11 protein-coding genes are annotated in these 12,009 nt (G+C 68.3%); 8 read left to right on the forward strand and 3 right to left on the reverse strand.

What is annotated here, in order from left to right; genetic code table 11:
* Window positions 1-83 precede the first annotated feature (83 nt).
* From JOY88_RS00335 to JOY88_RS00350, 4 genes are read left to right on the forward strand one after another with little or no spacing between them, the layout of a single operon-like run.
* Window positions 84-1,043 carry a branched-chain amino acid ABC transporter permease gene (locus tag JOY88_RS00335; protein WP_524539170.1) on the forward strand — a complete coding sequence of 320 codons (960 nt, stop codon included), beginning with the start codon at window positions 84-86 and terminating at the stop codon, window positions 1,041-1,043.
* 4 nt (window positions 1,044-1,047) lie between these two features.
* The gene (locus JOY88_RS00340) at window positions 1,048-2,343 is read left to right on the forward strand and encodes a branched-chain amino acid ABC transporter permease (RefSeq protein WP_293499314.1); all 1,296 of its coding nucleotides are present in this window, start codon (window positions 1,048-1,050) and stop codon (window positions 2,341-2,343) included.
* Window positions 2,340-3,107: an ABC transporter ATP-binding protein gene (locus tag JOY88_RS00345; protein WP_293499316.1), complete on the forward strand. Its 768-nt coding sequence runs from the start codon at window positions 2,340-2,342 to the stop codon at window positions 3,105-3,107. The genes JOY88_RS00340 and JOY88_RS00345 overlap by 4 nt, the downstream gene beginning before the upstream one ends.
* Window positions 3,104-3,814, forward strand: coding sequence for an ABC transporter ATP-binding protein (locus tag JOY88_RS00350; protein ID WP_293499318.1), 711 nt, complete (start codon window positions 3,104-3,106; stop codon window positions 3,812-3,814). The genes JOY88_RS00345 and JOY88_RS00350 overlap by 4 nt, the downstream gene beginning before the upstream one ends.
* Before the next feature lie 28 nt (window positions 3,815-3,842).
* Here JOY88_RS00350 and JOY88_RS00355 read toward each other — a convergent pair whose 3' ends face one another.
* Window positions 3,843-4,352, reverse strand: coding sequence for a diguanylate cyclase domain-containing protein (locus tag JOY88_RS00355; protein ID WP_293499320.1), 510 nt, complete (start codon window positions 4,350-4,352; stop codon window positions 3,843-3,845).
* Window positions 4,353-4,531: 179 nt separating this feature from the next.
* Here JOY88_RS00355 and JOY88_RS00360 point away from each other — a divergent pair, with 179 nt between their 5' ends.
* Genes JOY88_RS00360 through JOY88_RS00370 form a run of 3 tightly spaced genes read left to right on the forward strand, consistent with a single transcriptional unit; the run spans window position 4,532 to window position 8,184 of the window.
* The gene (locus JOY88_RS00360; RefSeq protein ID WP_293499322.1) at window positions 4,532-5,086 is read left to right on the forward strand and encodes an ECF-type sigma factor; all 555 of its coding nucleotides are present in this window, start codon (window positions 4,532-4,534) and stop codon (window positions 5,084-5,086) included.
* The gene (locus tag JOY88_RS00365) at window positions 5,083-7,755 is read left to right on the forward strand and encodes a serine/threonine-protein kinase (RefSeq protein WP_293499324.1); all 2,673 of its coding nucleotides are present in this window, start codon (window positions 5,083-5,085) and stop codon (window positions 7,753-7,755) included. The genes JOY88_RS00360 and JOY88_RS00365 overlap by 4 nt, the downstream gene beginning before the upstream one ends.
* Window positions 7,756-7,803: 48 nt before the next feature.
* Window positions 7,804-8,184 (forward strand): hypothetical protein, encoded by a 381-nt coding sequence (locus JOY88_RS00370; protein ID WP_293499326.1) that lies wholly within the window; start codon window positions 7,804-7,806, stop codon window positions 8,182-8,184.
* 39 nt (window positions 8,185-8,223) lie between these two features.
* Here JOY88_RS00370 and JOY88_RS00375 read toward each other — a convergent pair whose 3' ends face one another.
* Window positions 8,224-9,051 (reverse strand): J domain-containing protein, encoded by an 828-nt coding sequence (locus JOY88_RS00375; protein WP_293499328.1) that lies wholly within the window; start codon window positions 9,049-9,051, stop codon window positions 8,224-8,226.
* A gap of 92 nt (window positions 9,052-9,143) precedes the next feature.
* Complete coding sequence (locus JOY88_RS00380; protein ID WP_293499330.1) at window positions 9,144-11,321, reverse strand: sodium-translocating pyrophosphatase; 2,178 nt, start codon at window positions 11,319-11,321, stop codon at window positions 9,144-9,146.
* Between the two features lie 149 nt (window positions 11,322-11,470).
* Here JOY88_RS00380 and ppa point away from each other — a divergent pair, with 149 nt between their 5' ends.
* A complete protein-coding gene (gene ppa / locus JOY88_RS00385; protein ID WP_293499332.1) occupies window positions 11,471-12,001 on the forward strand; it encodes an inorganic diphosphatase in 531 nt (176 codons plus the stop codon).
* Window positions 12,002-12,009: the final 8 nt, after the last annotated feature.

Consider the following 12,009-nt stretch of genomic DNA (forward strand, 5'->3'; position numbering starts at 1 on the left):
TGGACCACCCCGTCGTCGGCTCCGCCTTGGATCAAATCTTCATCAACCTGCTGAACGGCCTGTCGTCCGGGCTGCTGCTGTTCATGCTCAGCTCCGGGCTGACGCTGATCTTCAGCATGATGGGCGTGCTGAACTTCGCGCATGCCAGTTTCTACATGGTGGGCGCCTACGTTGCCTACTCGCTGGTGGGCATCGTCGGCTTCTGGCCGGCGCTGCTGCTGGCGCCGCTCGTCGTCGGGCTGCTGGGCGCGGCGTTCGAGCGGCTGGCGCTGCGCCGCGTGCACAAGTTCGGCCATGTGCCTGAGCTGCTCATCACCTTCGGCCTGTCGTATGTGATCCTGGAGCTGGTGCAGCTGATCTGGGGCCGCACGGCCGTGCCCTTCACGCCGCCCGAGGCGCTGCAGGGCTCGGCCTTCACCATCATCTCGTCGCCGGCCCAGGGGCTGTCCTTCGCGCTCGGCAAGGCCGCGCCCGAGCTGTGCACGGCGGCGCTGTGCTCCACCTTTCCGCTGACGCGCGCCTTCATGATGCTGGTTGCGCTGCTGATGCTGCTGGGCCTTTGGCTGCTGCTGACGCGCACCCGCGTGGGCCTGGTCATCCAGGCCTCGCTGACCCATCCGGAGATGGTGGAGGCGCTCGGCCACAACGTGCCGCGAGTACTGATGCTGGTGTTCGGCAGCGGCTGCGCTCTGGCGGCGCTGGCCGGCGTCATCGGCGGCATCACTTTCGTCACCGAGCCCAACATGGCCGTCATCGTCGGCTCCATCATCTTCGTCGTCGTCGTCGTGGGCGGCATAGGCTCGCTGGCGGGCGCCTTCGTCGGCTCCATCGTCATCGGCCTGCTGCAGACGTTGCCACTGACGGTGGACGCATCGCTGGCCTCGGCGCTGACGGCCATGGGCATGACCGTCACGCCAGACACGCCCGGCTACCCGGTGCTGCGCCTGGCGTTGAAGGATGTCGCGCAGATCCTGCCCTATCTGCTGATGGTGATGATCCTGATCTTCAGGCCCAAGGGCCTGCTCGGCACGCGGGAAGACTGACGCGATGAGCCAGGCCAAGGAATTCCACTTCAAGCCGCTCAACGTCGGGCGCTGGTTCGTCTGGGGGCTGTTCGCGCTGGTGCTGCTGGTCGCGCCGCGCATCTGGACCAGTGGCCTCGCGCAGACCATGCTGACGCAGATGGGCATAGGCGTCATTGCCTGCCTGGCCTACAACATCCTGCTGGGCCAGGGCGGCATGCTGAGCTTCGGCCATGCCGTCTACAGCGGCATGGGCGCCTTCCTGGCCATCCATGCGCTGAACATGGCCGGTGCCGGCACGCTGGGCCTGCCCGTCAGCCTGGTGCCGCTGGTCGGTGGCGCCGCCGGCCTGGTGTGCGCGGCGCTGCTGGGCTACGTGTCGACGAAGAAGGCCGGTACGCCATTCGCGATGATCACGCTGGGCATCGGCGAGCTGGTGTTCGCGCTGGCGCTGATGCTGCCCGAGTTCTCGGGCGGCGAGGGCGGCGTGTCCAGCAATCGCGTCATCGGCCAGCCGGTGCTGGGCATCAGCTACGGGCCGCAGATCCAGGTCTACTACCTGGTCGCCGTCTATTGCTTCATCTGCACGGCGGCCATGTTCGCGCTGACGCGCACGCCCCTGGGCCGCATGCTGAACGCCGTCCGTGACAACCCCGAGCGCGTCGAGTTCGTTGGCTACAACACGCATTGGGTGCGCTTCATGGCGTTCGCCATCTCCGGCTTCTTCGCCGGTGTCGCGGGCGGGCTGGGCGCCATCAACACCGAGATCGTCAACGGCGAGGTGCTGCATGCGACGCGCTCGGGCGCCTACCTGCTGTTCACGTTCCTGGGCGGCGCAACCTTCTTCTTCGGCCCCATCATCGGCGCCGTGCTGATGGTCTTCTGCGGCGTGCTGCTGTCGGAGCTGACCAAGGCATGGCTGCTGTACCTGGGGCTGATCTTCCTCTTCATGGTCATGTACGCGCCGGGCGGCTTCGCCAGCCTTATCCTGATGAACCTGCGCGTCGCGGCCTTCGGCAAGCTGAAGAAGCTCTGGACGTCCTATCTCGCGCTGGCCGGCACGGCACTGGCGGCGCTGGTGGGTGCGGCGACCATGATCGAGATGGTCTACCACCGCCAGCTCAACGAGGCGCTGGGTCCCGAGCTGCGCTTCATGGGCGCGACGCTGAACAGCGCGGGCGTGGATGCCTGGTTCGGCGCGGGCCTGCTGATCGTCGTCGGTGCGGCCCTGTTCGAGCTGGTGCGCCGCCGGTACGTGCACGAGTGGGGCGAGATCCAGGAGGACATCGAGAAGGAAATCAAGCGCAGGGAGGCGCTATGAGCTTCGCCCTCGAGCTGCGCGACGTGCGCAAGAGCTTCGGCAAGAGCGAGATCATCCGCGGCGCCAACCTGGCCGTGCAGGCCGGCGAGCGTGTCGCCATCATCGGGCCCAACGGCGCGGGCAAGAGCACGCTGTTCAACCTGATCAGCGGCCGCTTCGCACCCACGTCGGGGGAGATCCACCTGCACGGCCAGCGCATCGACGGCCGCAAGCCCTACGAGATCAACCGGCAGGGGCTGTCGCGCAGCTTCCAGGTCTCCAACCTGTTCACGCGCCTGAGCGTGTTCGAGAACATCCGCTGCGCGGTGCTGTGGAGCCTGGGCCACCGCTACGCGTTCTGGAAGTTCCTCGCCGACCTGGACGACGCCAACGACCGCACCGAGCACATCCTCGAGATGATCAAGCTCGACAAGCGCCGCGACGTGCTGGCCATGAACCTCACCTACGCCGAGGCTCGGGCGCTGGAGATCGGCATCACCATCGCCGGCGGCTCCAGCGTCATCCTGCTGGACGAGCCCACAGCCGGCATGAGCAAGAGCGAGACCCAGCGCTTCATCCAGCTGATTCGCGACGTGACCGTCGGCAAGACGCTGCTGACCGTGGAGCACGACATGGGTGTCGTCTTCGGCCTGGCAGACAAGATCGCCGTGCTGGTCTATGGCGAGGTCATCGCCTTCGATACACCGGATGCGGTGCGCGCGAATGCACGCGTGCAGGAGGCCTACCTCGGCTCCGTGCTCGCAGAAACCCAGGCGGCGGCATGACCGAAGGCAGACTCCTCAAGCTGGACAACGTCCACGCCTTCTATGGCAAGAGCCATGTGCTGCATGGTGTCAGCATGGAGGTGAAGCCCGGGGAGATCGTGAGTCTTCTGGGCCGCAACGGCGCGGGCCGCTCGACGACGGTCAAGACCATCATGGGCCAGGTCGACGCCAAGGGCTCGGTGCAGTGGGGCGGGCAGGAGCTGGTGGGCCGCAAGGCCTACGAGATCGCCCACCTGGGCCTGGGCTATGTGCCGGAGAACCGCGATATCTTTCCCAAGTTGACGGTGCACCAGAACCTGATGCTGGGCGAGAAGACCCGCAACAAGAGCCCGCGCTGGAGCTTCGAGGACATGTACCGCATGTTTCCGCGGCTCAGGGAGCGGCAGCACACCGAGGCCGGCGTGCTGTCCGGCGGCGAGCAGCAGATGCTCACACTCTGCCGCACGCTGATGGGCGACCCCGACCTCATCATGATCGACGAGCCTACCGAGGGGCTGGCGCCCAAGATCGTCGAGCTGGTGGCCGAGTACCTGAAGGCGCTGAAGGAACGTGGTATCGCGGTACTGCTGGTCGAGCAGAAGCTGGCCATCGCGCTGGAAATTTCCGAGCGCTGCTATGTGATGGGCCACGGCCGCATCGTCTTCGAGGGCAGCCCGGCGGACCTGCGCGCCAACGCCTACGTCCGCAAGGAGTGGCTGGAGGTGTGAACGGGGCCGGAGGGCGGCGGCTTGGGGTTCAGGCCTCCTGACGCAGAGCCAGGCTGCGCTGCGCGGCCTCGGCCAGCTCGGTGCCGGTGAGCCCGGTCTCTGGGTAGGCGGCTTCGCCCATGGCCACGGCGAGGTGGGCCTGCCCGCTGTCCAGCCCGTAGGCGCCCGACAGCGTCTGCTTGAGCCTGAGGGCCACCAGGGCTGCTTCCGCGCCGCCGGCGCCCGGCAGCAGCACGGCAAAGCCTTGTTCGCCCACCTGCACGACCTCATCGGTGCCGCGCACGCGGTTGCGTACGCGCAGGCCCGCGGTGCGCAGCAGTTCGGCCGTCGTGCCGGCGGCGTCGGCCACCGGCGAGGGCACGGGGGCGAGCTCTATCCACAGCAGGGCCATTTGCTCGCCGTCGCGCCGGCAGCGGGCCAACCGCCGCGACAGATAGGGGACGAGTTCGACCAGCGATTGCACCATCGGCCGCGTGGGCGCATAGCCGCCGCGGCCGGTGGGGGCTGTGTCCTGAAGGACGAGTTGTGTGACGGACATGAACGGGCTCCGTAAGGATTGGCCACGGGCCGCCGGCCGGGCGGCGCATTGAGGCATCACACTGAAGAACGCGGCCGCGCTCCGGAACCCGACATCGCCGTGCAAAAAAACTTCGTACCTCGCGCGCAACCGCGTTTGTCCCGCCCGCCCGGCCCCTACCGGCCGTTACAGTTTGGGCGGTGCAAGAGATCACCCAACTGTTGAGGGCGGCCCAGGCCGGCGACCGGGCCGCGGCCGACCAGGTGGTGGGGCGGCTGTATGCCGACCTCCAGCGCCTGGCCCGCAGCCGCCTGCGGCGCTCCGGCGATCTCACCCTGCTCGACACCCAGGCCCTGGTGCACGAGGCCTGGCTGCGCCTGGAAGGCGTGCCGGATGCCGAGTTCCCGGACCGGCGCTACTTCCTGGCCTATGTGGCGCGGGCCATGCGTAGCGTGGTGATCGACCTGGTGCGTGCCCGGCAGGCGGACCGGCGCGGCGGCGGCGCGCAGGCGCTGACGCTGAACACCGCCGTGGCCGAGCTGGCCCCGCAGGACGAGGACCATGTGCTGCGCGTGCACGAGGCGCTGGAGGAGCTGGCGCAGCTGGAGCCGCGCCTGGCCCAGGTCGTGGAGATGCGCTACTTTGGCGGGTTGCTGGAACAGGAGATCGCCCAGGCGCTGAACGTGACCGAGCGCACCGTGCAGCGCGACTGGCAGAAAGCCAGGCTCTTCCTTGCCATGAGTCTCAAGACATGACCCCACTCCCCAAGGAACGCTGGCTGGTGTTGAGCCCACTGCTGGACGAGCTGCTGGACCTGGACGGCGACGCCCGGGCGCGGCGCCTGGATGCGTTGTCGCTGCAGGACGCCGCGCTGGCCGACGAACTGCGCGCACTGCTGCTGCAGGAGCAGGCATTGAACGACGGCGGCTTCCTGGAGCGCCCGGTGGCCGACACCCTGCAGCTGGATGCGCCGCCCGAAAGCCCCGTGGCGCAGGGCCTGACCATCGGCCCCTACCGGCTGGAGCGCGAGCTGGGCCAGGGGGGCATGGGCAGCGTCTGGACGGCGCAGCGCGTGGATGGCCGATTCGAGGGCCGCGTCGCGGTGAAGTTCCTCAGGGCCGGCCTGTTCGCCGCGGGCGACACGGGACGCTTCGCGCGCGAAGGGCAGATTCTCGCGCGCCTGTCCCATCCGCACATCGCCCGGCTGCTCGATGCCGGCGTCGTGCAGGGCCAGCCCTATCTGGTGCTGGAGTATGTGGACGGCCAGCCCATCGACGCCTATTGCCGCGAGCATGGCCTCGACATCGAGGCCCGGGTACGCCTCTTCCTCGACGTGCTGGCCGCGGTGGGCCATGCGCATGCCCGTCTGATCCTGCACCGCGATCTCAAGCCCAGCAACATCCTCGTCACCCGCTCGGGCGAGGTGAAGCTTCTGGACTTCGGCATCGCCAAGCTGCTGGACGATGCGGGGCAGGGCGTGGCAAATACAGAGCTGACACAGCTGGCCGGCCACGCCTACACGCCGCAGTACGCCGCGCCCGAGCAGGTGCAGCAGTCTGAAGTGACGACGGCGACAGACGTCTACGCATTGGGCGTGCTGCTTTACCAGTTGCTGGGCGGCGGGCATCCGACGGCCGCGGACACGCAGATGCGGCTTGATCTGCTCAAGGCCGTGGTGGAGCAGGTGCCGCGCCGGCTCTCGGATGCGGCGCGGCAGGGGGCCGACCCCCTGCCGTCCCGCCAGGCCCGCCAGTTGCGCGGCGACCTGGACACCATCGTCGCCAAGGCGCTGAAGAAGCAGCCGGCGGAGCGCTATGTCAATGCCGAGGGCCTGGCGGCCGACCTGCGCTGCTGGCTGGCCCACGAGCCCATAGGCGCGCGGCCGGACAGCCGGCTCTATGTGCTGGGCCGCTTCGTGCGCCGCCACCGCCTTGCCGTGGCTGCGGGCACGGCGGCGGTGCTGCTGCTGCTGGCATCCACCACCGCCAGCCTGGTGCAGGCGCGGCGCGCCGAGGCCGCAGAGCAGCAGGCCCAGGCAAGGCGCCAGCAGGCCGAGGACTTGCTCAGCTACATGCTTGGCGAGTTCGCCGACAAGCTGCGGCCTATCGGTCGGCTGGAGCTGCTGGACAGCGTGGGCGGCAAGGCCCTGAGCTTTCTCGCGCAGGACCCGGAGGGCACGGATCGTCTACAGCGTGCCAAGGCGCTGACCGTCATCGGCGAGGTGCGTGTGTCCAAGCGGGAGCTGGCGGCGGCCATGGAGCCCCTGCAGGCCGCCAGCGCGCTGTTGCAGGGGGAGCCGCCCGAGCCGACGCTGACCGCCGACTGGCGCAAGGCGCAGGGCGCCGCGCATTTCTGGATAGGCCAGGTCCAGCTTCTGCAGCGCGACCACGACGGAGCGCGCCTATCGTGGGAGGCGTACCGGCGTGTGAGCGAGGCCTGGCTGAAAGCCCAACCCCAGAGCGCCGAAGCCCAGGTCGAGCTGTCCTATGCACATACCAACCTTGGCAGCCTGGCATTGGCAACGGGCCGGCTGGGTGAGGTGGAGGCCGCCTTTGCGCAGGCGACCGACATCAAGCGGCGCGTCCTCGAACGCCTCGAGGGTGAGAGGCGCATCCAGGTGCTGGGTGATTTCGCCAACGATTTGAGCTGGCAGGGCCAGGCCAAGCTGTGGCAGGGCGAGTTCACGGCGGCGGTGAAGGCCTTCGAGGAGGCACTGGGCATCGTCGAGACCCTGCAGCAGGGTCAGCCGGCCGATGCTCAGTGGGCTCACCGCCTCGCGGTGCTGCAGCGCTGGCTGGGCTTGAGCAGCCTGCAGGCGGGGCAAGCCTACCGGGCGCCGCAGCTGTTGGCGAGTGCCGTGCGGGGGCTTGAGAAGCTGGTCGAGCGAGATCCTGCCAACCGAAGCTGGCAGGCCGATCTGCTGGTCGCCCAGTTGCATGCCGCGGACGCGTTGCCGGCCGCGGATCGCCAGCGCATGCTGCGCGAGCGCCTGCCCCAACTGACCGAAGCGCTGGAGCGCGCCGAGGCGGCTGGCGGCGAAGCCACCCGCTTGCGCCGGCTGACCGAACGTGCCCGATGGGCTCGGCTGCGCGCGGAAACGCTCGCAGCAACGCCGGCCGAGGCCGCACGGCTGCTGGACGAAACCGTGCTCCAGCTTCGCAAGGCCTGGCACGACAGGCCTACCGAGTTCCGCCTGGCCCGCGCACTCGCAGAGACGGAGGCTGCGGCGCTCCGCTATCCGGGCAAGGGCGCGCAGCGGGATGCACGCTGCGCGGACGTCGTGAGCGACTTCGACGGTTTCCGTGAGCTATTGCGCATGGACTACGAAGTCACGAGAGCCTGGCTGGAATTGCAGCCATGCTGGCCCGAGAGCAAGGAGGTACAAACCTCCACCACGCGGGACTGGCTTGCAACGCGGCGTTAGGCGGCGGTTCGGACCCGTGACTTGTCCCTTATTTGGAGGATATGTTCCATGCCATCCCAGTACTTTGTCCGTGCCAGCATCGACCCGTCCGGCCAGTTCGCCTCCTGCCTCTATTTCTACGACTACGCTGCCAAGCAGCCGGTGGAGGGCGATCGGCTGGTCATCCCGCAGCAGGCTGGTGGTTGCACCATTGGCCAGGCCGAAGGCTCTGCGCTGACCTTGCTTGGTGCCGTCTTCAAGACGCTGGGCCATCCGGCCAGCATGAACGACAAGAACTTCACGCCGTCGAACGACGAGGGCATGGTGGTCATTCCCATGCCCACCACCAACACGGTCGAAAAGGGCGTCGTGCTGATGTTCTCCAACGCCGGCCAGGTGGATGGGCTGTACGCCAGCACCGATCCTGTGGTGGTCAATAGCGACGACTGACGCCCGGAGGCGCGCGCGTTCCGGCGGGCCGCGCCGCGCTCAGGTCAGCCGCTGGTGGCGCTTGCGCAGGAAATCGGCCGCCAGGCTGGCGTCGCCGCCCACGCGCTCGCCGATGTAGAGCTCCTGGCGGCGCTCCGCGATCTGGGCACGCAGCCGCGCAGCCATGATGTCCAGCGGGCGCATGCCGCCGACCTCGGCGCGCTCTACGGCAATGCGCAGCTCGTGCATCTGCTGGGCCTGCAGCATGGCCGTCTGCGCCTGCACGACGCGGATGCGGCCTTGCACCATGTGCTCGCACAGGCCCAGCCATGCGCGCACAGCGTCGGCCGGGCCGCCGATGACCTTCTCGGGCAGTTCGCCGGCCGCCAGCAGCAGGGTCTCCAGCCTATGCCGGTCGCCGCTGGCGTAGGCGTCGTTGACGATCATCATGCGCTGCTCGCAGACCTCGCGCTCCGGGCCGGAAGGTGCCAGGTCGGGGTGGAAGCGCATGGCTGCGCGCCGGTACAGCGTCTTCAGGCTGGGTGGCGGTAGGTCGGTCGTCGGACCCGTGGGCTCGGGCGGCAGCGGCGTCGCATCCGGCAGCGCGGGGGTGTCGGGCCAGGCCTTGGCGCGCGGCGAGGCCGACATGGGCGCCTCCACGCCCTGGCGCTTCAGGGCTTCGGACAGCAAGGCCGTGGCCTGGTGGAGCTGGGCCTCCAGCTCGTCGAGCTCGCGCATCAGCGGGCCCAGGGCCTCGAGGTAGCGCTGGCGGAAGCCCAGCAGCTTGGCGCGGGCGCCGTCATGGTCGGCCTCCAGCACCGCGAGATAGCGCTGCAGGTCCTGCAGTTGTTCGCGTCGTCGCGTCAGCTCGTGCCTCGTGATCGCCATGCTCGCCATGGGTTGCAATTCTGCCTGCGCCAGATGTGGGAACGGCCCGAGAAGTCCCGCTTCTCGGGCCGCCGCGCACCGGATTTACCCGGCTACGGCTGCGATGCCGCCGAGGCCGGCGCCTCGCCCATGCTGGCGGCCGGCGCGGCGGGCGCCACCGCGGCGGCGCTGGCATGCGTCGGCTCGGGTGCCTGGCTGCCCGCCGTCATCGGCAGCAGCGGCACGATGAGCAGGGCCACGATGTTGATGATCTTGATCAGCGGGTTCACGGCCGGGCCGGCCGTGTCCTTGTAGGGGTCGCCCACGGTGTCGCCGGTGACGGCGGCCTTGTGCGCCTCGCTGCCCTTCTTGTGCAGCACGCCCTTGTCGTCCTTGAAGCCTTCCTCGATGAGCTTCTTGGCGTTGTCCCAGGCGCCGCCGCCGGTACACATGGAGATGCCGACGAACAGGCCGGTCACGATGGTGCCCATCAGCAGGCCGCCTAGCGCGGCCGGGCCCAACGTCATGCCCACGATGATGGGTGCGGCCACCGGCAGCAGCGACGGCACGATCATCTCCTTGATGGCCGCGCTGGTCAGCATGTCGACGGCGGCGCTGTAGTCCGGCTTGCGCTGGCCGGCCATGATGGCGCCGTCGGCGAACTGCTTGCGCACTTCCACCACGACCGCACCCGCCGCGCGGCCCACGGCCTCCATCGCCATCGCACCAAAGAGATAGGGGATCAGGCCGCCGATGAACAGGCCCAGGATGACCTTGTGGTCGGACAGGTCGAAGCTGACGTGCATGCCACGCGCTTCCAGCGCGTGCGTGTAGTCGGCGAACAGCACCAGCGCCGCCAGGCCGGCCGAGCCGATGGCGTAGCCCTTGGTGACGGCCTTGGTGGTGTTGCCGACGGCGTCCAGCGGATCGGTCACGTCGCGCACGCTGTCCGGCAGCTCGCTCATCTCGGCGATGCCGCCGGCGTTGTCGGTGATGGGGCCGTAGGCGTCCAGCGCGACGATGATGCCGGCCATGCTCAACATGGAGGTGGCGGCGACGGCGATGCCGTACAGGCCCGCCAGTGCATAGGCCGAATAGATGGCCGCACAGACGAACAGCACCGGCCAGGCGGTGGACTTCATCGATACGCCCAGGCCGGCAATGACGTTGGTGCCATGTCCGGTGGTGGAGGCCTGCGCCACATGCTGCACCGGGTGGTACTGCGTGCCGGTGTAGTACTCGGTGATCCAGACCATGGCGGCCGTCAGCACCAGGCCAACGGCGCAGGCGCCGAACAGCGCCGTCGCGTTGGTCGTGCCGCCGCCGGTCAGTTCGATGCTGCCGGGGAACATGGCACGGGTGACGAAGTAGAAGGCGATCAGGCTCAGCACGCCGGCCACGATCAGGCCCTTGTACAGCGCCGGCATCACGTTCTTCATGCCGGGGCTGGCCTTGACGAAGAGGCAGCCGATGATGGATGCGATGATGGACACGCCACCCAGCGCCAGCGGGTAGACCACGCCGGCCATCGCGCTCGAGCCCGTGACCATCAGCGCGCCCAGCGCCATCGCGGCGATCAGCGTGACGGCGTAGGTCTCGAACAGGTCGGCCGCCATGCCGGCGCAGTCGCCGACGTTGTCGCCCACGTTGTCGGCGATGACGGCGGGGTTGCGCGGATCGTCCTCGGGGATGCCGGCCTCGACCTTGCCGACCAGGTCGGCGCCCACGTCGGCGCCCTTGGTGAAGATGCCGCCGCCCAGGCGGGCGAAAATGGAGATCAGCGAGGAGCCGAAGGCCAGGCCCAGCATGGGCTTCAAGGCTGTGCTGTCATGCCCGCCGCCAATGGCCATGTAGAAGCCGCCCACGCCCAGCAGGCCCAGGCCCACCACCAGCATGCCGGTGATGGCGCCGCCCTTGAAGGCCACGTCCAGCGCCGGGCCAATACCTTTGGATGCCGCCTGTGCGGTACGCACGTTGGCGCGCACGGAAATGTTCATGCCGATGAAGCCGCAGACGCCCGACAGCAGCGCGCCGACGACGAAGCCTATGGCCGTCGTCGTGCCCAGGCCGGAGGCAGCGATGGCGATGGCCAGCACGACGCCGACCATGGCGATGGTGCGGTACTGCCGGCCCAGGTAGGCGGCCGCACCCTGCTGGATCGCCGCGGCGATTTCCTGCATGCGGGCGTTGCCGGCATCCTGGCTCAGGATCCAGCTTCTTTGTATGAAGCCATAAAGAACGGCCGCGAGGCCGCAGGCCAGCGCGAAATACAGCGCCACTTCCGTCGACATGAACAAGTCTCCTGTTTAGCGTGCGATCAGCGGCCTCGCGGGCTGCGCGGCCTGCGCGGCGGAGCTTACGGGCCGGGTCGTGGCTGTCAGCTGAGCGTTTACCAGCAAACCTAGAATCGGGGTTTTCCTTAGCCCCAAGAACGACGACCATGAGCCTGCAGAACGTGAGCCCCGGCGCCAAGGCGCCCGACGAATTCAATGTCATCATCGAGATTCCGATGAATGCCGACCCGATCAAGTACGAGGTCGACAAGGACAGCGGCGCCCTGTTCGTCGATCGCTTCCTGACCACGCCGATGTACTACCCGTGCAACTACGGCTACATCCCCAAGACGCTGGCCGACGATGGCGATCCGGTCGACGTGCTGGTCATCACCCCTTTCGCGCTGACGCCCGGCGTCGTCGTGACCTGCCGCCCGCTGGGCGTGCTGATGATGGACGACGAGGCGGGTGGCGACGCCAAGCTGCTGGCCGTGCCCACCAGCAAGATCCTGCCCATGTACGACCACTGGCAGAAGATCGAGGACGTGAACCCGATGCGCCTGAAGGCCATCCAGCATTTCTTCGAGCATTACAAGGACCTGGAAGCCAACAAGTGGGTCAAGGTCAAGGGCTGGGAAGGCCCGGAGAAGGCCAAGTCGGAGATCGCCGAAGGCATGGCCAACTACGCCAAGGCCTGACCCGTCCC

This window comes from Roseateles sp. (assembly GCF_019237615.1).
Taxonomy (GTDB): Bacteria; Pseudomonadota; Gammaproteobacteria; order Burkholderiales; family Burkholderiaceae_C; genus Pelomonas.

What these genes read in the sequence shown, in the direction of transcription:
- JOY88_RS00380 (WP_293499330.1), bottom strand. Translation starts at nt 11,321, where the DNA reads ATGTCGACGGAAGTGGCGCTGTATTTCGCGCTGGCCTGCGGCCTCGCG.
- JOY88_RS00375 (WP_293499328.1), bottom strand. Translation starts at nt 9,051, where the DNA reads ATGGCGATCACGAGGCACGAGCTGACGCGACGACGCGAACAACTGCAG.
- ppa (WP_293499332.1), top strand. Translation starts at nt 11,471, where the DNA reads ATGAGCCTGCAGAACGTGAGCCCCGGCGCCAAGGCGCCCGACGAATTC.
- JOY88_RS00350 (WP_293499318.1), top strand. Translation starts at nt 3,104, where the DNA reads ATGACCGAAGGCAGACTCCTCAAGCTGGACAACGTCCACGCCTTCTAT.
- JOY88_RS00340 (WP_293499314.1), top strand. Translation starts at nt 1,048, where the DNA reads ATGAGCCAGGCCAAGGAATTCCACTTCAAGCCGCTCAACGTCGGGCGC.
- JOY88_RS00345 (WP_293499316.1), top strand. Translation starts at nt 2,340, where the DNA reads ATGAGCTTCGCCCTCGAGCTGCGCGACGTGCGCAAGAGCTTCGGCAAG.
- JOY88_RS00355 (WP_293499320.1), bottom strand. Translation starts at nt 4,352, where the DNA reads ATGTCCGTCACACAACTCGTCCTTCAGGACACAGCCCCCACCGGCCGC.
- JOY88_RS00335 (WP_524539170.1), top strand. Translation starts at nt 84, where the DNA reads ATGCTCAGCTCCGGGCTGACGCTGATCTTCAGCATGATGGGCGTGCTG.
- JOY88_RS00365 (WP_293499324.1), top strand. Translation starts at nt 5,083, where the DNA reads ATGACCCCACTCCCCAAGGAACGCTGGCTGGTGTTGAGCCCACTGCTG.
- JOY88_RS00370 (WP_293499326.1), top strand. Translation starts at nt 7,804, where the DNA reads ATGCCATCCCAGTACTTTGTCCGTGCCAGCATCGACCCGTCCGGCCAG.